The sequence below is a fragment of the Bacillus sp. GS3m_15504 genome (assembly GCF_055825275.1).
In genome coordinates this window covers 2,373,156-2,395,801 of sequence record NZ_JBVVNL010000001.1, presented here as the reverse complement: position 1 = coordinate 2,395,801, position 22,646 = coordinate 2,373,156, and the positions used below count along the sequence as shown (strand labels likewise).

General features: G+C 37.8%; 29 protein-coding genes and 1 pseudogene. 28 read left to right on the top strand and 2 right to left on the bottom strand.

The window, feature by feature from the left end; all coding sequences use genetic code 11:
• Positions 1-261: 261 nt before the first annotated feature.
• Positions 262-1,758: pseudogene (locus AC0L0O_RS12630) on the top strand (penicillin-binding transpeptidase domain-containing protein); the annotation flags it as partial.
• Positions 1,759-1,871: 113 nt separating this feature from the next.
• Here the strand turns inward: AC0L0O_RS12630 and AC0L0O_RS12625 are convergent.
• Complete coding sequence (locus AC0L0O_RS12625; RefSeq protein WP_437403172.1) at positions 1,872-2,216, bottom strand: helix-turn-helix domain-containing protein; 345 nt, start codon at positions 2,214-2,216, stop codon at positions 1,872-1,874.
• 435 nt (positions 2,217-2,651) lie between these two features.
• Here AC0L0O_RS12625 and AC0L0O_RS12620 point away from each other — a divergent pair, with 435 nt between their 5' ends.
• The 3 genes from AC0L0O_RS12620 (at position 2,652) to AC0L0O_RS12610 (ending at position 4,194) form a co-directional block, all read left to right on the top strand.
• Positions 2,652-3,749 carry an AimR family lysis-lysogeny pheromone receptor gene (locus tag AC0L0O_RS12620; RefSeq protein WP_113760346.1) on the top strand — a complete coding sequence of 366 codons (1,098 nt, stop codon included), beginning with the start codon at positions 2,652-2,654 and terminating at the stop codon, positions 3,747-3,749.
• A 13-nt stretch (positions 3,750-3,762) separates the two neighbouring features.
• Positions 3,763-3,897 carry a hypothetical protein gene (locus tag AC0L0O_RS12615; RefSeq protein WP_072193007.1) on the top strand — a complete coding sequence of 45 codons (135 nt, stop codon included), beginning with the start codon at positions 3,763-3,765 and terminating at the stop codon, positions 3,895-3,897.
• Between the two features lie 123 nt (positions 3,898-4,020).
• Positions 4,021-4,194 carry a hypothetical protein gene (locus tag AC0L0O_RS12610; protein ID WP_437403171.1) on the top strand — a complete coding sequence of 58 codons (174 nt, stop codon included), beginning with the start codon at positions 4,021-4,023 and terminating at the stop codon, positions 4,192-4,194.
• An 18-nt stretch (positions 4,195-4,212) separates the two neighbouring features.
• Here the strand turns inward: AC0L0O_RS12610 and AC0L0O_RS12605 are convergent, their stop codons facing one another.
• Positions 4,213-4,554 (bottom strand): helix-turn-helix domain-containing protein, encoded by a 342-nt coding sequence (locus AC0L0O_RS12605; protein ID WP_437403170.1) that lies wholly within the window; start codon positions 4,552-4,554, stop codon positions 4,213-4,215.
• 249 nt (positions 4,555-4,803) lie between these two features.
• On the opposite strand from AC0L0O_RS12605, the gene AC0L0O_RS12600 reads away from it, so the two are divergent.
• The 24 genes from AC0L0O_RS12600 (at position 4,804) to AC0L0O_RS12485 (ending at position 22,583) form a co-directional block, all read left to right on the top strand.
• On the top strand, positions 4,804-5,109 hold the full coding sequence (locus tag AC0L0O_RS12600) for a helix-turn-helix transcriptional regulator (protein WP_473785796.1): 306 nt from the start codon (positions 4,804-4,806) through the stop codon (positions 5,107-5,109).
• Between the two features lie 28 nt (positions 5,110-5,137).
• Positions 5,138-5,284 (top strand): hypothetical protein, encoded by a 147-nt coding sequence (locus AC0L0O_RS12595; protein WP_437403169.1) that lies wholly within the window; start codon positions 5,138-5,140, stop codon positions 5,282-5,284.
• Between the two features lie 23 nt (positions 5,285-5,307).
• On the top strand, positions 5,308-5,466 hold the full coding sequence (locus AC0L0O_RS12590; protein WP_437403168.1) for a hypothetical protein: 159 nt from the start codon (positions 5,308-5,310) through the stop codon (positions 5,464-5,466).
• A complete protein-coding gene (locus tag AC0L0O_RS12585; protein ID WP_473785795.1) occupies positions 5,453-7,006 on the top strand; it encodes an AAA family ATPase in 1,554 nt (517 codons plus the stop codon). Before AC0L0O_RS12590 ends, AC0L0O_RS12585 begins: the two co-directional genes overlap by 14 nt.
• A 13-nt stretch (positions 7,007-7,019) precedes the next feature.
• A complete protein-coding gene (locus AC0L0O_RS12580) occupies positions 7,020-7,322 on the top strand; it encodes a hypothetical protein (RefSeq protein WP_000567345.1) in 303 nt (100 codons plus the stop codon).
• On the top strand, positions 7,322-7,555 hold the full coding sequence (locus tag AC0L0O_RS12575; protein WP_042512777.1) for a hypothetical protein: 234 nt from the start codon (positions 7,322-7,324) through the stop codon (positions 7,553-7,555). Before AC0L0O_RS12580 ends, AC0L0O_RS12575 begins: the two co-directional genes overlap by 1 nt.
• Positions 7,556-7,568: 13 nt before the next feature.
• A complete protein-coding gene (locus AC0L0O_RS12570) occupies positions 7,569-8,204 on the top strand; it encodes a chromosome partitioning protein ParA (protein ID WP_042512776.1) in 636 nt (211 codons plus the stop codon).
• Between the two features lie 16 nt (positions 8,205-8,220).
• On the top strand, positions 8,221-8,598 hold the full coding sequence (locus tag AC0L0O_RS12565) for a hypothetical protein (protein WP_473785794.1): 378 nt from the start codon (positions 8,221-8,223) through the stop codon (positions 8,596-8,598).
• Complete coding sequence (locus AC0L0O_RS12560) at positions 8,598-9,656, top strand: metallophosphoesterase family protein (RefSeq protein ID WP_473785793.1); 1,059 nt, start codon at positions 8,598-8,600, stop codon at positions 9,654-9,656. Before AC0L0O_RS12565 ends, AC0L0O_RS12560 begins: the two co-directional genes overlap by 1 nt.
• Positions 9,653-9,943, top strand: a complete 291-nt coding sequence (locus AC0L0O_RS12555) for a hypothetical protein (RefSeq protein WP_473785792.1) — start codon at positions 9,653-9,655, stop codon at positions 9,941-9,943. Before AC0L0O_RS12560 ends, AC0L0O_RS12555 begins: the two co-directional genes overlap by 4 nt.
• Positions 9,936-10,487, top strand: coding sequence for a hypothetical protein (locus AC0L0O_RS12550; RefSeq protein WP_473785791.1), 552 nt, complete (start codon positions 9,936-9,938; stop codon positions 10,485-10,487). The genes AC0L0O_RS12555 and AC0L0O_RS12550 overlap by 8 nt, the downstream gene beginning before the upstream one ends.
• A gap of 9 nt (positions 10,488-10,496) precedes the next feature.
• Positions 10,497-11,015 (top strand): hypothetical protein, encoded by a 519-nt coding sequence (locus AC0L0O_RS12545; RefSeq protein ID WP_473785790.1) that lies wholly within the window; start codon positions 10,497-10,499, stop codon positions 11,013-11,015.
• Between the two features lie 83 nt (positions 11,016-11,098).
• Complete coding sequence (locus AC0L0O_RS12540; RefSeq protein ID WP_473785924.1) at positions 11,099-12,691, top strand: DEAD/DEAH box helicase; 1,593 nt, start codon at positions 11,099-11,101, stop codon at positions 12,689-12,691.
• Between the two features lie 89 nt (positions 12,692-12,780).
• A complete protein-coding gene (locus AC0L0O_RS12535; RefSeq protein WP_473785789.1) occupies positions 12,781-13,059 on the top strand; it encodes a hypothetical protein in 279 nt (92 codons plus the stop codon).
• On the top strand, positions 13,059-13,802 hold the full coding sequence (locus AC0L0O_RS12530) for a hypothetical protein (RefSeq protein WP_113760335.1): 744 nt from the start codon (positions 13,059-13,061) through the stop codon (positions 13,800-13,802). Before AC0L0O_RS12535 ends, AC0L0O_RS12530 begins: the two co-directional genes overlap by 1 nt.
• 19 nt (positions 13,803-13,821) lie before the next feature.
• The gene (locus AC0L0O_RS12525; RefSeq protein WP_473785788.1) at positions 13,822-16,908 is read left to right on the top strand and encodes a DNA primase small subunit domain-containing protein; all 3,087 of its coding nucleotides are present in this window, start codon (positions 13,822-13,824) and stop codon (positions 16,906-16,908) included.
• A gap of 11 nt (positions 16,909-16,919) precedes the next feature.
• Positions 16,920-17,591 carry a hypothetical protein gene (locus AC0L0O_RS12520; RefSeq protein ID WP_473785787.1) on the top strand — a complete coding sequence of 224 codons (672 nt, stop codon included), beginning with the start codon at positions 16,920-16,922 and terminating at the stop codon, positions 17,589-17,591.
• Between the two features lie 25 nt (positions 17,592-17,616).
• The gene (locus tag AC0L0O_RS12515) at positions 17,617-20,043 is read left to right on the top strand and encodes a bifunctional 3'-5' exonuclease/DNA polymerase (RefSeq protein ID WP_473785786.1); all 2,427 of its coding nucleotides are present in this window, start codon (positions 17,617-17,619) and stop codon (positions 20,041-20,043) included.
• A gap of 3 nt (positions 20,044-20,046) precedes the next feature.
• The gene (locus AC0L0O_RS12510; protein ID WP_029438252.1) at positions 20,047-20,319 is read left to right on the top strand and encodes a hypothetical protein; all 273 of its coding nucleotides are present in this window, start codon (positions 20,047-20,049) and stop codon (positions 20,317-20,319) included.
• On the top strand, positions 20,282-20,539 hold the full coding sequence (locus AC0L0O_RS12505) for a hypothetical protein (protein WP_080334518.1): 258 nt from the start codon (positions 20,282-20,284) through the stop codon (positions 20,537-20,539). Before AC0L0O_RS12510 ends, AC0L0O_RS12505 begins: the two co-directional genes overlap by 38 nt.
• A gap of 25 nt (positions 20,540-20,564) precedes the next feature.
• Complete coding sequence (locus tag AC0L0O_RS12500) at positions 20,565-20,930, top strand: hypothetical protein (protein ID WP_113760329.1); 366 nt, start codon at positions 20,565-20,567, stop codon at positions 20,928-20,930.
• A 16-nt stretch (positions 20,931-20,946) separates the two neighbouring features.
• Positions 20,947-21,249 carry a hypothetical protein gene (locus AC0L0O_RS12495; RefSeq protein ID WP_113760328.1) on the top strand — a complete coding sequence of 101 codons (303 nt, stop codon included), beginning with the start codon at positions 20,947-20,949 and terminating at the stop codon, positions 21,247-21,249.
• The gene (locus AC0L0O_RS12490) at positions 21,246-21,785 is read left to right on the top strand and encodes a dUTP diphosphatase (protein WP_473785785.1); all 540 of its coding nucleotides are present in this window, start codon (positions 21,246-21,248) and stop codon (positions 21,783-21,785) included. Before AC0L0O_RS12495 ends, AC0L0O_RS12490 begins: the two co-directional genes overlap by 4 nt.
• Before the next feature lie 12 nt (positions 21,786-21,797).
• A complete protein-coding gene (locus AC0L0O_RS12485; RefSeq protein WP_113760326.1) occupies positions 21,798-22,583 on the top strand; it encodes a helix-turn-helix domain-containing protein in 786 nt (261 codons plus the stop codon).
• The last annotated feature ends 63 nt before the right edge of the window (positions 22,584-22,646 follow it).

Genomic DNA, 22,646 nt, shown 5'->3' with positions numbered 1-22,646 from the left:
GAAGAAAGGGATAATCAGTATGAAAAGTTACTAGTCAGCCTATGTGTAAATATATTATGAGTCACATTGCAAGCGACAAAAAACAAGTGAGAAAAAAGGAAGGGAGATGTATTAATTACGCGGCTATACAAAAAGGAATTAATACTTACAAAGATTTAGAAAAAAAGATAAGACACTATTTATAACCGAATAATGGTTTGTAATATATAGGGAACGTTTAAGTATTAGTGAGAAGTTCCAGAAGAATTATATGGAGGATTTATGAAAGAACAAAAAGGAAAGAAGCAGAAGACATATATATCTATTCGATTAAATATAATGTTCCTTTGTATATTTTTACTATTCTCAGCTATTATTATGCAGCTAGGAAAAGTACAAATCGTTGAGGGAGAGGCTTATAAGAATCAAGTGGAAAACAGTCAAAATGCAACAACTAGCATACCAGTTCCGCGTGGACAAATTTTAGATCGAGAAGGGAAAACGGTCGTTAATAATAAGTCTCTTCGTACAATTACGTATACAAGGGTGAAGGGGATTACGAGTGACGATATTTTAAAAACAGCAAAAGACTTGGCGAAAGTACTTGAAATGCCTGAACAAGATATTAATAAATTAACTGATATCGATAAAAAAGATTTTTGGATGCAGTTGAATACGAAACGTGCGGATACAAAGATTACTAAAAAAGATATAGAAAAGTTTAAAGAAAAGGGAATAGAGGGAAAAGAGTTAGATAAAAAAATAGAAGATTTAAGACGAAGTCGCGTTACAGAAGTAGAATTGGGTGAATTAACAGAACAAGATTTAAAGGTGTTAGCTATTAAAAGTAAAATGAGTTCAGGTTATCAACTAACACCACAAATTATTAAAAAAGATGTAACAGATGAGGAGTATGCACGGATAAGTGAAAATCTTGCGAATTTTCCAGGAGTAGATGCAACGGTTGATTGGGAACGTAATTATGTAAATGGTAATTTGTTTCGTTCCGTATTAGGTAATATTACGAGTAGTGAAGAAGGTCTGCCGAAAGAAAACTTAGATTCTTATTTGGTACGCGGATATAACCGTAATGACCGTGTCGGAAAAAGTTATATTGAACAACGATATGAAGATGTATTACATGGCACAAAAGAAGAAGTGAAAAACATTACTGATAAATCAGGAAACATTATAAATACAGAAGTAATCGCTAAAGGAAAAAGTGGTAAAAGTTTAACATTAACGATTGATATGGAATTACAAAAGAAAGTGGAAGAAAGTATAGAGAAAAACTTGAGAGCTTTTAAGAGTTCAGAGCCGCTACTCGATCGAGCTTTTGTCGTCATGACGAATCCAAATAACGGACAGATTTTATCTATGGCAGGCAAAAAGATTGTAGAAAAAGAAGGAGTACTAGAGATTGAGGATTTGGCATTAGGCAATATGACAACTTCGTATGAGCTAGGCTCTGCTGTAAAAGGTGCTACTTTATTAACTGGATATGAGACAGGAGCAATACATCCAGGAGATCAATTTTATGATGCACCGATGAAATTTAAAGGTACACAAGCTAAGAAATCGTGGAATGTATCTGGATTTGGTAATATTAATGATTTACGAGCTTTACAAGTATCTTCGAATGTATACATGTTCCAGACAGCTTTAAAAATTGCGGGAGTTAATTACGTACCAAATGGCTCATTGGATATTAAACAAGGAGCATTTGATACGATGCGCTATTATTTCAAGCAATTTGGTTTAGGAGTCCCAACAGGTATGCGTTAATATAACCAAAGATGTACAAAAATAAAGAGGGCTGTAGCCCTCTTTATAATTTACTGTAATAGAAATCTTTACCATTGCAGATGGAAATGTTTTCTACTACAATCGACTCATAACAACTCTTTTTTCTCATTTAGAAATTGCGTGTAGAAAAGAAGTTGTTTACAGAATTGTTCTCGTTGAGATTCATCCAGGCCTGCGAAAACCGTTTGGATCTCCTCGAGAATAATTTTTAATTGTTCTTCAGACTCCGGAATATTTCTTCCTAAAAGTGCATCAACAGATACATTGAAGAAATTGGCGATACGATCTAACGAGTCTAAGTCAGGTTCATTAAATTGGTTTTCTAGGTTACTGATTTGACTACGACTCAATTGAATGTTATCACCGAGTTCTGCCTGTGTTAAAGAACGATTTGATCTAAATTTTTTTAAATTTTCTCCAAAAGTGTTCATGCCTTTAGTATAAATAAAGGTTTATTTTTTAACTATAGTTGACAGTTAATTTGCTTTAAAAATAGAATATGACAGGATTTATATCAAAAATACGAAAATAAACTAGAACGATAGTTCGGTTGGTGGTAGAATATTCTTGCGGGGATATTGGGATATTTCGGAAAAACTTTCTCAATATGATTTGCGAAAGAGTAAAATGAATGTTCTAAATTTTATGATAAGATAATGTTAATAAAATAAAAGAACAAAAAGACCCACGGCGTTACAGTAGTGCAGCCACACCGCTGTAACGTTTCACCCTAGTGCACGTAGGGAAAACTTTCCATGAGTCAGCATTAAGTATAACATACTTCTCAGGCATACATAATTGTTGTGATTGTTTTCCTATTGAGAAAAAGGGAGGAGTCTTGTGTTCTAGTCCTGAGGAGGGGGAACATGCAAAATTGTATAAACTTAGGTGCTATTGTGGTAGAGAAAGATATAACGTCTACTAAACTTTCTAAAATAACTAGTTTATCTCAGGCAAACATGTGGAAAACAATGAATGGGCAAGTACCTATGAATTTTTCGAAGTTGATGAAGATCCTTATGAATACGGAAAATGAGAATGAAAATATGAAAGTAGTTCGAGAGTTTTTACAATATACGGAAAAAGAAGCGGACATTAGGACGGCTATGTACTATGTGTACTTAGCTGGTTATACAGATATATTGAAAGGATTGCTTGAAAGAGAGTGCAAACATGTTGTAACAAAAAATTATAAGGATATTTTAAAAGTCGGATTGGAACGTCAATCTGGTAATTTGCGATCCAAAGAATTTTTTAAGAGCCTTGATAAGCTACGAGCAAAAGTTAATTTGAATAAGGTCAATGTAAATGTTTTAGTAAATTTATTAAGTGTCTATGGGTATTTTGATATGGGGGCTTACAACGTGTTTACTACAATGCACGATATGATTAAAGATAAACTTAGTGAAATGCCGCACGGATTAGAAAGAACGTTAATTAGTGCAGAATTAAAAGCGATATGTGCATATGCATATTTAATGCAAGATGAAGTAGATACAGCAAGAGGCTTGCTATTTGAGGTATTAGACGTAAAAGAGGCGCCGCGTCTGTTAAAAGCTACTGCCTACAGTGTGTTAGGAGAAAGTTATATTTTTGAAGATGCTGAAATGTCTATTCGTTATTTTGAAAAATCACTGCAGGAACTGTGTAAAATAAAAAACAGTAAATCGTTATTGAAAAGAAGGTTAGTCGAAAATACATTATCGTTTTGTTGTATAATTCATAATTTTCCTGTAAAATTAGAGTGTATTCACGATAAGGCTGAACAAGCATTGCGAAAGATTTCCTTAAATGAATACGATGAAGCTGCTGAAATCTTGTATAAGATTGAGAAACGCACCGCTTTTCAGGATTTATACTTATCCATTGCTACGAGAAATCCTGATTTGCGTCAAAAAGCACATCATCGTTTTTTGAAGGAAGGTAACTTATTCTACATAAAGATTTTTGATATTTTAAAGTAAGGAGATAGTTAAAATGAAAAAATTTATAGCTGGTTTAGTTATTGTTTGTACCCTTGCGCTAACGTTATCGCCGGTATCAAGCGAAATTAGCAAAGGGAAGGTTAAAGAACCTGTAAAAATGATGATGGATCCGGGGACAATCGGATGACTATCAAAAGAAAAATGCCACTACATCTTCAAGTGTAGTGGCATTTCGTACGTTATAGGGGTTATTCATTTTCTTGATTTTAACATTTTTGAATAAATAGTTGGATGAGGGAGAGAAATTAAGATGAAAAAAGAGACTGCAAAGCAAGAAACAAAGCGTTTAATAGGGGAATTATTTGATGCTGAGAATGTAAGTTGTGATATGGATTATCTGATGGAAGTGTTATATAAACGAGGGCAGATTACACATGAACAGTACAATCAAATTACAGCTGTATTGCAACAAAAAAAGGAATAGCATCTGGCTAATCCTTTTTTATTTATTGCTGCTTTTTTGTAGCACTTGTCTTAACAAAACATTAACAAGCTCAGCTTGACCGTCTGTAATTTCAACACCGTTAGAATGTAACTTCCCTTTGTCCAGAAAATCTGTAACGTCAAAGTTTAAACTATTTGGATTTTCTGTTCTCCCTAATATAAAGTCTGTAGTAGTGTCCATGACATCAGCTATTTCAACAAGAACTTCGTATTTCGGTCTACGATAGTTTGTCTCGTAACCTCCGTATGTGGAAGGAGACATGTTTAAGCGTTTTGCAGTTTCTTCTATGATCCAACCTCTTCGGTTACGTAAGAATTTTAAACGAGCTCCGATATCCATTGTATATCCCCCAAGTTCTTTTTATATATTTTAATGGTTTTGTTTTAAGTGAAATTCAAAGAAAATATAAAACTTTTTATTATTTTTTACGTTTGTGTTACTTATAAGATACCATTAACTATAGTAAATACGCAATGCGCGGATAAAAAAAGTATAAAAAAAGTATAAAAAAAATTATCAGAAAGTTATTTACTTTTCCGCGAAATGCGGATATAATTGGAATCAATTACTAGATTGTGGGGGTGCAACATGAAAAGGTACTGGCTTGTGAAAATACGAGAAGATCTTGGTTTGATACAGGATAAAGCCGCTAAATTAGCTAACATAAGCCGAACTCATTATGCTGACATTGAGACTGGTAGACGGACACCTAGCCCACGTTTAGCACTGCGTATTGCGATGGTATTAAACTTTCCTTTTGAGTGGTTTTTTATGCCTTCATATCTGCATAACGCGGAAAAAGAAGTGATAGAAGCTGCATTACAATTAGATTTTCCTGAAAAAGATATTTTTTTAACTAAATTTCCGCATTTCGCGGAAAAAGTAAAAGAGTAGGTTTTTCGTTCTAAAGGGGTGTGAAATATTGGGGGAAAAGTTAAGTTTACGGCTTGGTAATGAGTTTTATGGGACAGAGAAAAAAGAAGTTCTGTTTCAAGAAGTATACGAAAAATATCTAGGTGTCAAAGTAACTGTTACACGAAAAAAGAAAGCGAAAGTAAAGGCAAGTTAAATCATTGAAAGGAGGTGATATACATGCAACGGTACGTGACTTACGCGACTCGATTAGTAAAAGCAAAAGACGTAAAAGCTGTATGTTGCGAAAGTAAAGGTTACTTCAAGAATGGATCAGAAGAACAGGCAGTAAACATCATGTTAAAGCTAACAGAAAGGAGTGAACGTGTTGGCCATTAATGAGATTTTTGTTGAAGGTTTCCAGTCACATACAAATAGCCATTTTAATTTAGGAAATGGGTTGAATGTTATTACTGGGCCATCTGATAGCGGGAAAACTGCCATCATAAGAGCGGTTCGCTGGGTAGCATTTAACGAACCTCAAGGTGAGGCTTTCGTAAATGAATCTGTAGGGCATGCAGCGGTGGCGATTCACTTAGATAACGGTATTATTATTTCAAAGCACCGCAGAAAAGGGAAAACATCATACAGAATTCAAACGGATCCTGGTGATGCAGGGAGTGTATTTGAAAAATCTGAGGTACCTGAGGAAGTAAAACAACTACTCGGTATTACAAAGCAAACCTTTGGTGATTTTGTTACAGCTTTAAATTTTGCCTTTCAGCTCGAGGCACCGTTTTTAATAAGCGAAACACCATCATCGGGTGCGAAGGTACTAGGGAAGTTAGCAGGGACAGAAGCTGTGGATCTCGCGGTAAAAAGTGTATCAAAAGATACATACGCAGCAAGGCAAGAGAGATTACTAGCGGAAAAAGAAATTGAGAGATTAGCAGGTAATTTACTCGAGTACTTGGATGTGGATGATAAAGTACAGCAATTAAAAACAGCTGAAAGTTTGATGGAACATGTAGAGGAATTGCATAAAAAGAAAGAGGTATTAAAAGAAATATCTCACATGTACACAAGTCGTAAACAAAAGTACATAGCAGCTTGGGAAATCGAGAAGCGACTTAAGGATGTACCAGTACTTATTCAACTACTAGAACAAACAGAAAAAGACCAGCAGCGTCTACAAACACTACTGGACTTACAAAAAAGATACGAGTCACTGTCCACCGCCAAGAAGACATTGACTCAAACATTAAAACAATTTGATGGATTAGTAGAAGTAAGTAACTTGTTACAAGATTCTACTAAATTTGAAGAAAGATATTCTTTGCTTTCTATCTTATCACAAAACTATAAAAAGTATAGTCAAGCATTACAAGATATTCAATTACAGCTAGGGAAGTTAATTGTAGTTGAAAACATTGATGTAGTTGTGATTGAAGAGGAAGTAAAGAAAAAGGACGAATTAAATAAACTCTTTGTACAGCATAGCGTGGTTAAACAACGCTATGAAAAAACAAGCATGGATGTAAACAGATTATCTGTACCTAGTGGCACGTCAGATCAACTACAAGAATGTGAAACAAGTATTACACGTCTAAATCAAATGAGTATGTTGCTTCAAAAGTATGAAGTTACGCATGCGCACTATATGAATTATGTGAGTCGTGTGGATCGTTTAAGTGTCCCAGGTGAAGCGGAAATAAAGGTAACAGAAGCTGAGAAAAACGTAGCTCGTTTAGTGGGGTTAAATGAATTATTACGGAACTACATGATCTGGAATCAAAAGGTTCGTCATAGTACGAGCACGTTGGAGCTGTACGAAAAGCACATTGAAAATTACACAAAGGAATTGGAAGAGACATGGAACGAGGCTGGTGGAGTTTGTCCGCTGTGCGAATCGCCGATGTCTTTTGAACATTCTCATTAAGGAGTGATTCGTGATGATTGATACGGATAAAGTGAGTGAGTTTTTACAAACGGCTGAAAGGCTGAACGCTTCATTAATGGAAATCAATGAATCTATTGATGCTTTAAAGAACACAGATAATGTTCTACAGCTTTCTATTTTCCATAAAAAATTTAATGGGGATTTGCCTTTAAGTAAATTAGAAAGTGTAGACGAAAAGAATATTGACTTTAATATTCGACCTACGGTGTTGGCTTATTTAAAAGATCAAAAAAAGTTTCTTGAATCGGAGTTGCAAAACTTACTATCAAAACAAATTGAAGGGGGAAATGAGTAATGGAATTAAAGCAACGTATTGAAATCGCGAAAGCAAATTTAAAGAAAGCGGAAACGGCAAAGATTCAAGCAGAGGCTGAGAAAACGTCAGCAGAAAAGCAGTTAACGGAAATCGCTGAACAAATGGCGCAGCATGGTGTAACACCTGAAACAATCCAGGATGAAATCAGTAAGCTTGATTTATCAGTAAAAGAAAACCTGGAGCATGTAGAACGACTTATCCCGCAGGTATAAGGAGGCTGTTCTAATGTATGAGCTTCTAAAAGCAAGAGCGGATATCCGTCAGGCAAGCGATAAATTAAAAATGAAAATTGGTCAACGCGACTTATTAGTAAGACAACAAAAAGGTGCAGAGGCTAGAAAAGCAAAAGCTGTAGCGCAACTCGGTGAATTTGATTTAGTACAGATCCTTCTTCAAAAAACAAGTGATTATGCAAGGCAGCAAGCAAAACGTCGTATTGAAGAAATTGTTACCTCAGCTCTTACAGTTGTATTCGATAAAGATTACAGATTCGAAATTGAAATAACCGTAAAAAGTAATCAACCAGTAGCGGAGTACTGGTTACAGTCTGAAGATGTACGAACGCAATTGAAGCCACCTGATTATGATCGTGGTGGTGGTGTAGCAGACGTAGTAAGTTTAGCGCTCAGATTGGCTGTAGGAGAGATTAGTGGTGTAAGAGGTCCATTATTCTTAGATGAGGTCGGGAAGCACGTGAGTCAAGAATACGCGCCGAATGTAGCGTACTTCTTGAAGGAATACAGCATTAAATTTAATCGTCAAATTGTTCTTATTACGCACAGTACTCATTTAGCTGAGATAGGTGACGTAGCAATTGGTGTGACTCAAAAACAAGGGAAAAGCATAGTAACTGCTTTATAGAAAGGGAGACCTAGATATGTGTATGAAATGTGAAATTAAAAATGCGTTAAAAGGCGCACTAGCAAATGCTGCAGGTTTAAAAATTACTGAGGAAATTGTTGGGAAAGTGACAGAAGCTCAGTTAAAGGAAATGCAAGCCGTAGATGAAGCAGAAAAATCTATTAAAAAACAACTTCAAGCTGAATATAAAGCTGAAATTGCGCCTATTCGTGAGAAGTATATAAAACGAACTGAGGAGCTATTAAGACCAATTTTTAAGCGTCACGATGAAGTTTGCGTAGAAATCCAAAAAGACTTAGGAATTACAGATGACGATGATGTATCGATTGATATTAGGACAGGTGAAATCACGAAAGAGATCATCAAGAAAAAAGAATCAAGTAATCTTCACTAATGCGACAGCTTGTTGAAGGTGGTATTACCTTAGATACAACGTTACGAAAAACACGAAAAAGCAGAGGTGAAAGTATGAAGTTTCTATATTTCGGAGATCCGCATATACGAGGCACAAACCCTCGTAACCGTAAAGATAACTATAAAGAGGCATTAATTGCAAAGTTCCGTGAAATTTTTGCGCTAGCTAAATACAAAGGTGTGACAGCAATTATTGAACCTGGGGATACGTTTGATAGACCTGAGGTGACAACAAGCGTATTACTAGAGTTTGCAAAGGTATTGAAAGAAAGCCCTGTTCCAATTTATACAACTGCTGGAAATCATGATATTTATGGATACAATCTTGCAACGTATGAACGGACAAGCCTAAGAGTGCTGGAGTTAATCGTACCGCAGCTTACAGTTATAAATGATCCTGGACAAGCGCATATGTTTCATCAAGATGGTAACCACGTACAGCTAACGTTTACACCTTACAGTGATCAAATTGATAAAGCTGGGTATGGTTATTCACCAGAAGTTATTGAAGATTATGAGTCAACCAAAATACACGTAGCACACGGAATGCTACTTGATCATGATCCACCTTTTGACAGGTATACAAAAGTACAAGATGTAAAGACAGAGGCGGATTTGGTTTTATGTGGCCATGATCATACAGGATTTGGTGTTTATAATCGTTCGGACGGAAAAGTATTTGCGAATATCGGTAGTATCACACGTTTATCGGCTTCAGAAGCTGAAATTAGCAGACCAATACAGGTACTTCTTATCGATGTGAAATCTCCAGGTGTTTTTGATTTAGAACGGATTCCACTTCAAAGTGCAAAACCTGGTGAAGAAGTACTTGATCGTAGCCGGATTGAAGCAGAGAAGAAACGGGCGTATGCAATGGAGGAGTTTGCCTCCTTGATTCAAACAGAAACAGGTGAAGATGTGTTAGTTGATATTAATACGATTGTCGAGAGTATTGCCAAGAAAGATTGTATTAATCCTGACGTGGTAGAAATAGCGTTAACGAAAATAGCGGAAGCAAAGGAGGGATTACGGGCATGATTGTAACTAAACCGCAATTTGATGAAAACGAGTTAGGTGAAGGTACACCAGTACAGTTATGTATTTCTAGTAAAAAAGAGAAAGACTGTAAAACTAATTGGAACGGCATTGTGGTTGGTTTTACGCCTTTAAAGTTAAAGGTTGCAGGATACACACCGAAATGGGCTTTAGATATAGAGATTGTTGAAATTAGTATCGAGCAAGTTTTAAAAGAAAAAGTATCGATAGAAAAATTAGTTCGACCGATACGTTGTACAAACCCTGAGGAGGTCTCTATAAATGAGTGAATTAAATAAGCAAATTCGTAGTTTACAAGAAGTGCATGGAACGGAAAAGTTACTTGCAGCGGCAACAGAAATTTTAGGAAAGAAAGTACCTACTGATTATGTACGTGTATTAGATCCACTTGAGTTACAAGCATCTTTACAACAAATCGATGCTGCAGTACAGGATGTTCTTGAAAAAGGTAAGGCGCGTGAAGAAGCTTACGGGCGAAAAGCGGAGCTAGTTAAACAAAAAGTAAAGCTAAAAACAGCTGTAGAACTAAAAGAAGCCGAAGCGTTTATGCAAATCCAAGGTGAAGGGCGTAATCAATTTGCTTATGTAAATGATCAAAAGGTTGCTCTTACTAACGATACATTACGTGATGCGTACCGACAACACTACAGTAAAGAAGAACGTCAACAACTTAATGAGGTAGAGCAAGAATTAGCTTCTATTGATATCAAAATTTATCAAACAAAAGATGCATGGGAAACAGCAAAAGAATCAGCTGATCTTGTAAAGGCAAAAGCATATGTGCAAGCAAATCTACTGAGATTTTTAGCGTAGGAGGTTGCTATGGATCCAAAACAAACAGCAATGAGAAATAAACAACGTGAACGTCAGCAACGTGGGGATGATTTCCAAGCTGAAATCCGAAGAAGTTGGAGAGAAATTCCGAATGTATGGCGTATGAGAATTGCAGATGGCGCAGGTGCAACTCGTCCAGGTGATGAGATTGTGTTAACACCTACAGTAAATATATTAGCGGAAATGAAACGCACTGAGAGTCGTAGATTTTCACTAGATTATATGAGACCGAATCAGATTCTCGGATTACGAGATTTTGATCAAATTATTGATAGAAATTTAGGTTTAGTATTTATTAGTTTTCTAAATGATAGCAAGGGGCATGACGAGGCTTATGCATTCAGACTTATTACAGCTCTTATTCATATGAAAAAACGGAATGTGAACCATATAAAACTTGAAGAATTTCAAAATCAGACGGTTCCTTGTGTACCACTTCCAAGACTTACATATCATGAACCTTTTTACGATTTATCGGGGGTGCTTACTTGCTACAAATCTTTGTAAAACACAACATTCGAATAAGAGGTGCTAGTACACCTCTTAAGGCGGCAATTACTAAGGCACTAACTTTTGATAATCCAGCGTATGTGAAAGCGAAAAAACAACGTAGACCTACGTGGGGCATACAAGCAAAACTTGAATTGTTTGTATATGACAGAGGTGATATTGTCACACCTCGAGGTTTTCTCAAAAAGCTAGAAGATGTATTGAAAAACTTAGGATACGATCCAAGTAAAGTTATTACCTCACAGATTTCATATGGTCGAGATGTTAGTTTCGGAGAATGGAATGCTGGATTTGTTTTAAAAGAAGACCAAACACCGATGGTACAAGCACTTATGCAAGAAAACGGAATAGGTGTTGCACCAGCTGGCTCTGGTAAAACAGTAATGGGGATGCGTTATATCTATGAAAAAGGTAAAGCGGCCCTATGGCTCACGCACACAAAAGATTTAATGTATCAATCCGCAAAGAGAGCTAAGGCTACAATGCCTGATATCGGTCGTATTGGCTTTTTCGGTGACGGTGTACATGATTGGGGAGACGGCAAGTTAATCGTTGCTACAGTGCAAACCTTGCAACGAAACCCGCAAATAATCGACGCGCTAAATGATTTTATAGGGACAGTAGTAGTAGATGAAGCCCATCATTTTCCCGCGGTACAGTTCATCGAAACGGCTGGGAAATTAAATGCTGAAAATATGATTGGTCTCACGGCAACACCTTCTCGAAAAGATGGATTAGAAATCTATATGTACAACGGTGTAGGACCAAAAGTGTATGAGATTAGTAGGGACGGAATGTATGAAGCTGGGAGACTAATAAAACCGGATGTGAAATTCGTATACACCGATTTTAATTACGAAACAGCAAGTAATCGAAACGAGATTGATAGTGTAGATGCCGGAGGAGAAGATCTTGATTATACAGATTTAATTAGGCATCTCATTTCGGATAAGAAGCGTGCAAAATTAGTTGCTGAAAGTATTGTGGAGCATTATCCATTGGGACCTGCGATAGTTATTACGGAATCTGTCCGGTACTGTTTTGTCTTACAACAACTCGTACAAAAATTATTGAAAGAACGATACGGCGATACGTATTACGGGAAACCGATTAATACAGCTGTAGTGCATGGCGGAATAAGTCGTTACACCTGGAGAAAAGCAAAAAATGAAAAACATGCACAGCAGCTCATTGATAATGGTCATGCAGTCGATAAAAAACAAGGAAAATACGGTTGGCAGGTAAAGGTTGCGCAGTATACAGAAAAGGAAATCCGTGAATGGCAAGTAACAAAGCAGCAACGTAAAGCCATTTTAGAAGCGTGCGATCGAAAAGAAGTAAATATTTTATTCGCGACCCAGTTAGCGCGTGAAGGACTGGACATGCAGCATTTAGCAGTTGGCCACATGGTAATGCCGAAACGTGGTGATTCTCGTGAAAGTAATAGTGGTTCATCGGTAGAGCAAGAAATTGGGCGTATTATGCGACCTGACCGGAATAATCCGGATAAAGAAGCGTACTGGTTCGATTACGTTGACTACAATGTTGGAGTGTTTAAGGACCAATACCATAGCCGTAGAAAAGTATACAGCAGAATCGGTTTAACAGTACCGAGAAAACCGAAAACAGAGCGTGATACAGTAGCTAATTTCTTAAATGATATGCCTTGGTGAAAGGGGTGATAATGATGGAAAAGTACGAGTATGTAGGTGCACTTTATGAAATTACAGAACTAATTGCTTCAGCGAAAGAGGTGAAGTAAATGGATCCAGTAGATAAAGAGCAAGCGGAGAAAGCATTTCAGACAATTGTAGGTACGTTTAGTAAAGTTTGGAATGCTGTGAAGACTGTAGTTCAAGGTATTGGTGAGGGGTTAATAGCAACAGTAAAGGAAGCGCAACCGTTTTTGGAAGAAGTTCAACGACTTGAAACGAAACGTGCGAAGCGTAGAAGACAAGTGACTTATCGAAAAAAGAAAAGCCAAGCGAAACGAAAAGCATGGAAAAAATATGGCCTACAGGGGCGCAGGGGGAAACGTTAATGACACAAGAAACAAACCAAAATGAAGTAGTGGTACAAAATAATGCAGTGGCGAAAACAAACACTGGAAGTAATTATATTACAGCGATTTTAGAAGAAACGAAGCAGGGTTTCGTTGAAGCGAATAACGGACTTGATATGGATTTCGTCCGAATGGGTGAATGGTTAACAGTTAACAAGAAAGGCAATTTCGTAGAAAAAGATGATGAAAATGTAACGTACGGTGACAGTATCGATGTAGTAATCGGATATGGTGAGCAACGCTGGTCTGTATGGGGAAAACAAGATTCTCCTGAAGACGGTCAATTAATCGTGGCGGAAAAAACAAAGGAAGATGCGGAAGTTGTATTCAATCAGTGGTTAGCTGAGAATCCACAAGCTGAAGAACGTTACGAGTTAGACGATATTCAGCTTCGCTATATGGCATCAGTTGTTCCAGTATCAACATTAAGTCCTGACGACTTCCCACGTATCTACCTTATGAGCTTCAGTCCAACAGACACTATCATTTTCGGTCGTTTTGCGATGAATGTGTATACAGGGAAATATAAAGCATTAGGTGTTCCGTCTAAACTAGGTGTCAATAAAATTGTTACGCGTTTAGTAACAACAGAGCGTAAGAGTCGTACAAATGCGAGTCAGCAATGGATCGGTATTGACTTCCAGCCTGTAGGTGTATTCAAACCAGAAGACTACGGAATTAATGTAGAAGAAACAGAACAAGCGGAAAAAGCTTCAGAATAATTAAGGAGGGCGTCTACAAATGGCAAAAAAGAAAGATAAAACAAGTGAATATCAATATGTAGACGCATGGTACAGCAATCAGAACGGTAGAAGCATTCCGTGGAAACGAATCCCTTCTTCTGAAGTGAAGCAATTCCAAACGGGAGAGGCATTCAATTTCAATTGCTTTGCTACAGTTCAACGATTTGCGAACGATACAAAAGTAAAGGGGGAAGCATTTATTGCTCCCCTATATTTTGACCTTGACCATGCGGAAGACCCATCAGTCAGCCAAAAGGATGCAGTAAAACTGGTGGAATTTTTTACGAAAGAAATGGACATTCGTGAATCGGATATGTGGATTTACTTTTCTGGATCAAAAGGATTCCACATCTTAATAAGCTCCGATGCACTCGGTATTGAACCGAGAAACGACCTTCATAAAATCTTCAAACATATGGCTGGATACTTAGTCCATCGATTAGGACTCACGTCACTAGACCTGGTGGTGTATACAGAAAAACGAATGATTCGTTTACCAAACAGTATGCATCAAAAAACAAACCTATTTAAAACAGAAATTAGTGTAGATGAATTAAATAAGTTAACACTTGAAGAAATAAAAGATTTAGCTAAGTCACCAAGACATCCTGACGATTTACCTTATACACCAGAAGAACGTAAAAAAGCAATGAAATATAGACCACGCACAGGGTACTTATTAATTGATAAAACCAAAGAATATGAACAGGCTGCAGCTACAAACGCACGACGTTACGAAAAAGAAGAGTTTCAATTTAAGAAAGACAAACCACCTGCATGTGTAGTTGATATCTTAAACGGTGGGTGGAAAAAAGACGGTGATCGAAACCAAGCGACAGTACAGCTTGCTTGTTACTTCAAAGATGCAGGATACACCAAGGAAGAAACAATGAAAGACCTGGAAGAGTGGGTACTAAAATTCACTTCTGAAAGTAATGATTATGGAAAGCAACAGCGTGTGGCAAATACGCGAAGTGTAGTTGATGCAGTATACAGCGGGGACAATACATACAAATTTGGTTGTGCATTTATTCGTTCACTACATGGTGAAAAGAAGCCGGGGAGCAAAGAATACGAACGTGTAGCGTGTGCCGGTGATATGTGTCATTGCATTAAGAAAAATGCAGAGGAAGAAGAAAACGCAAAGCTCCTACATTTAGCAGAGACTGGTAACGCAGATCTTACTGGAAAGCTTGTAAAAACACGTGTCATGGTTGCAGGTAAAAAGCATACACCTTATATCATTCCGAAAAACATCGAGTACCATTGCTGGGGCAGAGAAAGTTGTAAAAAGGTTCATTGTCCTCTATATGACATCCATACGCATACAGGATACAAAGACCTGGGCGTCAGTGATCGAGAAGTCATACAAATGACAGGTGTGGGTGACGATAATATCAAAGGTATTTTACGAGAAATCTCAGGTATTCCAAATTGTCCGAAATACAATACAGATATTTTAGAGAATATGAACGTGGAAGAATTACTTGTAATCCCTATGGCTGAAGAAGATGACGAAAAACAAGAGCAGCATAAAGGGAATTATGTACTACGAAAAGTGTACGCCGTAAATGGATTAAACGTAAGTGAGAATAAGTACTACGAATTAACTGGTTATGTATACCCACATCCAAAGAACCAGGAGTCAACACTACTTATAAAGAGTGCGACACCGCTTCAGGATGTGGTTGAAAGTTTTGAGTTAAATGAACAAGTGAAAGAGGATTTAGCAACGTTTCAGCCTGCAGATTATACAGCAGAATCGATTGAACAGAAATTAGGAGCTATTTGTAACGATTTAACGTACAACGTAACCCACATTGTAGAACGTGACGAAACGTTACTCGCAGTACTTCTTACTTTCCATAGCGTGTTACGGTTCCGAGTACCTTGGGACTTAAACCCTATACGTGGATGGGCTGAATTGAAAATCGTTGGTGATACAGGTACTGGTAAGTCAGCGCTCATTGAAAAAGTAATGAAATATGCAGGGCTTGGTACTCGAGTAAATGCGGAAAGTACATCGCGTACAGGTCTAACATACAAGATGGAACAATCAGGTGCTCAAGGTGCATGGTACATCGTTTGGGGTGCGTGGCCATTAGCGGATAAAGAAATGATTTGGATCGATGAGGATACAGGTATTACAAAAGACGATTACGGTGAAATGACACTTGCGCGTTCTGATGGAAAACTAGAAGTAAAACGAGCTGTAACAGCTGAAACACCTTGTCGTGTACGTGCCATTATGTCAGGGAACGTACCGAAAGGAAAACGACTGGCTGATTACTCTCAAGGTGCAGAAAGCTTAAAAGATATTTTTAATAACGAGGATATTAGACGCTTTGACTTTGCAGTCTTTATGAGAGCAAGTGATGTGGATCCTGAATTATATAACCAAACACTTGCAACGTATCCATCGATTATTCAGAAAGATACTTTGAAAAACAACATTCTATTTGCATGGTCACGTAAGCCGGAGGACGTGTTATTTACAGACGGTACGATTGATAAAGTGCTGGAGGTTGCGACAGACCTTGCAAAAGTATATGGAAATGCAAATGACATACCACTTGTTTCTCCTTCTGATCAACGTAATAAAGTAGCCCGATTAGCAGTTGCGCTTGCAGCTCTTACACATTCAGTTGATGAATCAGGAGAAAGGATTCAAGTTTGGCCAGGACATGTTGAGTTTATCGGGGAGTATTTAAAAGCGTTATACAATGCTCCAGGTTGTGGCTTAAATTACTATGCTCGTTTGGCGATAAAAGAAGAGGAAATGACAGAAGAAAGATATCAGAAGTTTACGACAGACCTTAAGAAAATCGATACATTGCAAGGTGAAATGAAATTCTATGAGTTTATTAAACTATTCGCGCAGCAGAAGTACTTACGACTTGGTGATGTAGAGGCAATGCTTTCTATCGATAAAGAGGAAGCGAAAGCAATTGTAAATCAATTAGCGAAAATGAGGATGATCCTTTTAACAAGTGGCGGCTATCGAAAAACGCCGCGCTTTAATGCATACATTGCATATTGCATGAAGAAAGGTCTCTTTGATCATATACAGGATGAGTACTATTAGGAGGGAAAAGAATGGGTTTAACTGTGGAAGAAAGGCATGAAATTGTAATGAAACACGCAAAGAAAATGTGTAATATTGCTCGATTGGAAACACGTCCAATATTAAAAGGTGCACTTCATAAAGCGGACGGAACAATTGTAGCTACAGATAGTCACCGCTATATTATGGCAGAACAAGCGCACTCACTTAAAGAAGAAAAAGTAATAAGCACTATAGATGGTGAGATACTTGATGGAAGTTATCCGGATCTAACTCGACTTATACCTGAAGGTTATGAACATAAAGTCACGTTAGATGTGAAAAAGGCGATTGAAGCTCATAAAGTTATTCAGAGTGTTACAGCGTTACAAGATGGTGGTCGTGCAAAGAAAGCTGCTACTGCTTACCTAACAATTGAGAGTGTTAAAAATACATCAGTAAAAAGTGTAAATATTAGCGGTAAATCGACGGTATCAGAATTTGATTGGTTTGTTGGCTCGCCGATAGATACTAGTTTACAAGCGAACAGTGTACCTTTTAAGTTGGCATACAATGCGGAGTATATGATTCAAGCACTACAGCTATTTAAGGATCTCGGAGTAGATGAGGTAGAAATAGACATGTTAACAAATACACGTCCTTTTCTAGTTCATAGTTACGGAGCGAGAGTAGCGGTTGGTATCTTGCCTGTAAGAATCTATTAACAGTATATGGACAAGCATTATAAATATGACTGGAAGTGAAAATATGAAACTCGGAAGTTTGTTTGGGAAACCGAAAACATTAGCAAGTAGTAAAAAACAGGTGCCTGTTAAAGAATCGAAATTAGCGGTAGAAATGGAAAAAAAGAAGAAGTCAGGACAATTCGATATTGTTTGGCCAAAAGTAGAACCACAACAAGTGAAAGATTATAAAGCGATTCTTACAGTCTCGGAGTTAAAGAAATACTTAGAACGTTGTATCCAGACGGGTAAAGCAGGGTTTGACTGGGAGACTGCAGCAAGTGAAGAAATTAGAGAGCATTATAAAAAGGCGTTTGAAGGTATAGAAGAAGCATGTGCAACAGGTGTTATTGATGATAAGGAAGCAGAAAGCAGGAGAGAGAGCTTAGAAAAAGCGTATCTAAAAACACCGCTGGATCCGTGGAAAGGTGAAATTTGTACGGTGTCTTTATCAGCAGCGGCGCACGAGTCAAGAGTTGTTCCAATTTCGCATAAAGTTGGCCAGGTATTTGAGCCGAGTATGGATAGGGACGAAGCTAGGCAACTTGTACTAGATTTACTTGATGAGTACCTATTTAAAAACGAAAATGTTTTGAAGATTGCAGTTAATTTATCTTTTGAAACGAAATACGCTGCAAAATACGGTAAATACATTTTAGGGAAAGTAGCAGATCCATTGATTATGTGGGTACGTTGTTTACAAATTGCAGCACCTCAAAAGATTAACAATCCGAAAAAACCGACAAGTGGATGGGGATTAAAACCTGCTACAAAACACATTTTTGGTGTAACGATGAACGACTTCTCAGCACTTTTAAAGAAATATAAGGTTGATTTCTTTGATGAAATTGACGCGAGTAAGGGAGAAGGGTTACTTTACTCAGCTGAGGACTCCGATTATGCAGTACAACATTACGAATATTGGTCTCAAATTGCGTCTCGAATTCCGCGATATGAGGAATGGCTCCATAAAATCGAAATGCCTTTCACACGTGTTATTGGTCTTATGGAGTACTGGGGAATGGCTTGGGATTCAAATCTTGCAACGCAAAAGAAACAAGAAGCTGAAATTATGCAGGAACAAGCTGCTGAACGTATTAAACAAATCGCGAAAGAAACGTTCAATGTTGATATAAACACCGGTAAGTCAGGTAAGACGAATGAAGTGAAAAGTTTAATGTTTGATTACTTAAAAATACCGGTGGCCAAGTACGGAAAAACAGGTGCAAGTCTTGATCAAGAGGCACTTATCGATATGGCATTCATGCTTGAGAATAAGCTGAACGACATCGATGAGGAAAAGTACCTCAGCATCCCATTACCTGAAAATTGGGAAGATATTGATCCGGAGAAAGATCCTACATTAGATAAATTGGAGCGTGGGGCAATTCGTATCGCGAAACGTGAACCGCATCCTTATAGAGAACAAGCACTGGAAGTTATCGATCAGCTAAAGAAAATCCAAAAATACACGACGTTACTTTCTTCACACATCGTAGGGCGCGAAAAGTACTTGAATTTTATGAGTGGACGGATACATGCGGGATATAGCCCATTTACGGAAACAGGACGTTTGAACAGTTTTAATCCGAATGGTCAAAACGTTCCCAGACCGGATAATGATGAGTTTAAAATAAGAAACTTCTTTGTGCCAAGACCAGGGAAGATATTATTCTTCATTGACTTCTCAGGTTTCGAGCTGCGCTTAATGGCATGGAAATCGGGCGATGAGGTCATGATTGAATTGTTTAACACGGGCGGCGATATGCACCGTAGAACAGCGTCTGTAATGACTGGAAAACCCGAAGATGAAATTGTAAAGAAAGAACGTACGGATGCAAAGGCAGGGAATTTCGGTATCTCTTATGGAGGTACGGAGCACGCTTTACAGTTCACATTTAAAACAAAATACATGATTCGTAAAACATTAGATGAATGTGCACAGATTGTAAATGCTGTTAAAACAGCGTACAAACGTATACCTGAGTACCAGCGCAAGATTGTTTTAGAAGCACGGGAGCAAGGCTATGTACAAACGATTTATGGATATATGAGATTACTGCCTGGCATTAACAGCGCGAATAGGAGAGATCGTGGCTCAGCTGAGAGACAAGCAGCAAATACACCAGTACAAGGTAGCGCCGCTGACATTATGAAGAAAGTGCAAAATGAAATTTATGAATCTATCGGTAAACAAGAAGGTGTACTTGCTCATGGTAGTGCCGATATGATTGCGCAAATTCATGATGAAATTATTTTTGAAATAGATGATGACCCAGAAATTGTAGCTGCAGTAGAAAAACAAATTAAACAAGTTATGGAGCAACCTCCAGTACCAGGATTTCCAGTTCCGATTGAAGCAGAAGGAAGTGTGGGTTATCGATGGGGCGAGAAAATGAGTGTTGAATCCTGGCTTAAACAAAGGGAGGAATAGCATGTGGGTAGAGGAGAGGGACCACGTAAATCGATGTTTGCAAAGCGTCATGCAACAGCATTGCCACGTGTAAAGCCAGCGAGAATTGTAGGTGTTATTGCTGGAGAACCGTATAACATGGTTTGGGTAGTAAGTTCATTAAGAAAAGATAAAAAGACGGGTGTTTTAGATCCAGTACCACAGGATCCATACGCAGAATTATTATTCGAAAGTTGTTTTAAAAAATGGAGGGAAGAAGATGAGGGCCTTGAACCGGCAACAACGCAGGGCAAGTGAACGCGAGAGTAAAAAGACAAGGGAACGTCAAAGCTTCCATCGAGGTGAAGTGCAACAAGTATCTCTTTTATCGTATAAAGATGGACGGACATTAGCATTACGAGCGGTAAAAGAAGTGTTGGGACTAGGTCCGGTACGTTTAGAGCGTGTACAGAAGCGATTGGAAGAACTAGAAAACGAGAATTTCAATGAGCTATTTTTAGAACATTTAAGAAAATAAAAAGCTGTAGAAAGGAAGTGTAGTTGTGGGTGGGAGACAGCAAGGAAAGGGGTACGAAAATCGGAAAAGTGATCGGAAGATGGAGAGATTAAAACGTGAAATGGTTAAGCAAAAAAGAAAAGCAGCAAAAGGTGAGCCACGAAAGGCGGTAGTGTACTTGAACAATTTAGAGCAACAGTTAAAGGATGTAATGCAAGAAAATCGTGATTTGCAGTTGGAAGTGGATTTATACAAGTCTCAGGTGAAAGTGAAAGACAATTATGCAAAACGTGTAGTGTACGAAAATAAAGAATTACGAGAAAAGATTAAAAATTTACGTAAAAAGTTTTTAGCAGTAGTTGTTTCTTATATGGTGGTAGCGATCATTGTTAGCTTTGTGATTGCTAGATAAGAAGGGAGCGTTTGAAATGTCTGTAGTAAAAGATAACGAGTTCTGGAGAGAAGTGTATTACTACATGGAAGAGCATAATTCCTATAAGGATGAGGCTGTAAAGGCAGTAGAGGCTCAGTTCAATAACAAGGACGAAAAAAGATTGGAAATCATTGAAGCTGTAAAAGAAAAGTTGATGTGTGCAGGGATACCAGAAAAGGATTCTTTAAAATTCGCGGAAACCGCACCCTTTGTTAATTCTTTAACTGGTGCCAGTGTAGAAAGAATGGTTAGAAGTTTTATAAATTTGTTTAAAAAAGGGGAGCGTGCAAAACAATGAACATCATTCATTTATTCCAGCTTCAAAAAGAGCTTGATAACAAGATTGTAAAAAAACAAGGTTTGCAAAATGTGCCGCTATTTCAGGAGAAGAAGTTATCATTTCGTGATGAATTAAGCGAGTTACTTCATGTATGGCGCGGTCATAAGTACTGGAGCGAAAATAACAAACCGATTACGAAAGCTGTACGTAATGAGGGTCAAATGATGGAGGAGGATAAAGAGTACTACAATCCGTTGTTAGAGGAATTTGTTGACGCGCTCCACTTTGCATTATCGATTGGGTTAGAACGTGAATGGAACAAATATATCGATGCTTTTGTAGTACGTACAAACAAAGGTCATTTGAAAACAGAAATTATCGATGTATTTAACGATTTATATGAAAACAAATTGTGGAACGCAGCACATTACATGACGTTGATGAATGACTTGGCATATTTAGGAGCAGCACTTGGATTTTCTGCTATTGAGATATACAACGCGTATATAGAAAAAAATAAAATCAATCATGAACGTCAGGCATCCGGGTACTAAAAGGGAGGCGAAATGGTGGCAAGGTACAAGTTATGGACAAATAAAGAGGTAGCGTATTTGGAGCAGTATTGGGGGATTTACAGTATCAAGCATATGGCCAAAAAGTTCGGGCGTTCAGTTGATGCCGTTAAATTAAAAGCGCAACGTATTGGGTTAGGGGACGCTCGTTTACATTTTGAGGGCATTACTATTTTGCAACTTTCTGAGGTCATAGGTGTTGATTATAACTGTGTAAAAAGCTGGGGCAAGCGCTTCGGTTTTCCTATAAAGCTTAAGTTGTTTTCAACGGAGCAAAAAGTAAAAGTTGTATACTATCGTGATTTATGGAAGTGGTTAAAAACACATAAACACGTGGTGGACTTTTCTAGAATCGAACCAGGTATTTTCGGTCCTGAGCCTAATTGGATGAAAGAGAAACGTAACGCGGATTTAGTGGCCAAAAAGAAACGTGGAAAGCCATGGAGTGAAGACGATGATTTGTTGCTTAAAAGCTTAGTAAATGCATACCGCTATACTTATCCGGAAATCGCGTCACGTTTACAACGTACCGAGGGTTCTGTGAAACGAAGATTAATGGAACTAAAGATTAAAGCTAGACCTGTACGTATAGGTAACCACACAAAATATACGCAGCAAGAAGTAAAACAAATTGTGGACTTATATGAACGTGGCTACAGTATAGATGTGATTGCAGAAAGGTTAGGGAAAAGTGCGCTAGGTGTTCGAGGGAAGATGGAAAGAATGGGGTATCGGTTTAAAGGAAAGGTTCCTATACCACCTAAAGAGATTTTAGTTTGAAAACATAAAAAAAGGCTAGGATTTCTCCTAGCAAAGAGTTATGTCGTACGGAAAGGTAATTGT

Coding starts and splice junctions, on each gene's coding strand:
- AC0L0O_RS12625 (WP_437403172.1), bottom strand. CDS start 2,216: ATGAACACTTTTGGAGAAAATTTAAAAAAATTTAGATCAAATCGTTCT.
- AC0L0O_RS12615 (WP_072193007.1), top strand. CDS start 3,763: ATGAAAAAATTTATAGCTGGTTTAGTTATTGTTTGTACCCTTGCGCTA.
- AC0L0O_RS12565 (WP_473785794.1), top strand. CDS start 8,221: ATGTGTATGAAATGTGAAATTAAAAATGCGTTAAAAGGCGCACTAGCA.
- AC0L0O_RS12610 (WP_437403171.1), top strand. CDS start 4,021: ATGAAAAAAGAGACTGCAAAGCAAGAAACAAAGCGTTTAATAGGGGAA.
- AC0L0O_RS12505 (WP_080334518.1), top strand. CDS start 20,282: ATGAGGGCCTTGAACCGGCAACAACGCAGGGCAAGTGAACGCGAGAGT.
- AC0L0O_RS12600 (WP_473785796.1), top strand. CDS start 4,804: ATGAAAAGGTACTGGCTTGTGAAAATACGAGAAGATCTTGGTTTGATA.
- AC0L0O_RS12590 (WP_437403168.1), top strand. CDS start 5,308: ATGCAACGGTACGTGACTTACGCGACTCGATTAGTAAAAGCAAAAGAC.
- AC0L0O_RS12490 (WP_473785785.1), top strand. CDS start 21,246: ATGAACATCATTCATTTATTCCAGCTTCAAAAAGAGCTTGATAACAAG.
- AC0L0O_RS12520 (WP_473785787.1), top strand. CDS start 16,920: ATGGGTTTAACTGTGGAAGAAAGGCATGAAATTGTAATGAAACACGCA.
- AC0L0O_RS12495 (WP_113760328.1), top strand. CDS start 20,947: ATGTCTGTAGTAAAAGATAACGAGTTCTGGAGAGAAGTGTATTACTAC.
- AC0L0O_RS12550 (WP_473785791.1), top strand. CDS start 9,936: ATGAGTGAATTAAATAAGCAAATTCGTAGTTTACAAGAAGTGCATGGA.
- AC0L0O_RS12525 (WP_473785788.1), top strand. CDS start 13,822: ATGGCAAAAAAGAAAGATAAAACAAGTGAATATCAATATGTAGACGCA.
- AC0L0O_RS12570 (WP_042512776.1), top strand. CDS start 7,569: ATGTATGAGCTTCTAAAAGCAAGAGCGGATATCCGTCAGGCAAGCGAT.
- AC0L0O_RS12580 (WP_000567345.1), top strand. CDS start 7,020: ATGATTGATACGGATAAAGTGAGTGAGTTTTTACAAACGGCTGAAAGG.
- AC0L0O_RS12545 (WP_473785790.1), top strand. CDS start 10,497: ATGGATCCAAAACAAACAGCAATGAGAAATAAACAACGTGAACGTCAG.
- AC0L0O_RS12485 (WP_113760326.1), top strand. CDS start 21,798: ATGGTGGCAAGGTACAAGTTATGGACAAATAAAGAGGTAGCGTATTTG.
- AC0L0O_RS12620 (WP_113760346.1), top strand. CDS start 2,652: ATGCAAAATTGTATAAACTTAGGTGCTATTGTGGTAGAGAAAGATATA.
- AC0L0O_RS12605 (WP_437403170.1), bottom strand. CDS start 4,554: ATGGATATCGGAGCTCGTTTAAAATTCTTACGTAACCGAAGAGGTTGG.
- AC0L0O_RS12535 (WP_473785789.1), top strand. CDS start 12,781: ATGGATCCAGTAGATAAAGAGCAAGCGGAGAAAGCATTTCAGACAATT.
- AC0L0O_RS12560 (WP_473785793.1), top strand. CDS start 8,598: ATGCGACAGCTTGTTGAAGGTGGTATTACCTTAGATACAACGTTACGA.
- AC0L0O_RS12575 (WP_042512777.1), top strand. CDS start 7,322: ATGGAATTAAAGCAACGTATTGAAATCGCGAAAGCAAATTTAAAGAAA.
- AC0L0O_RS12555 (WP_473785792.1), top strand. CDS start 9,653: ATGATTGTAACTAAACCGCAATTTGATGAAAACGAGTTAGGTGAAGGT.
- AC0L0O_RS12515 (WP_473785786.1), top strand. CDS start 17,617: ATGACTGGAAGTGAAAATATGAAACTCGGAAGTTTGTTTGGGAAACCG.
- AC0L0O_RS12530 (WP_113760335.1), top strand. CDS start 13,059: ATGACACAAGAAACAAACCAAAATGAAGTAGTGGTACAAAATAATGCA.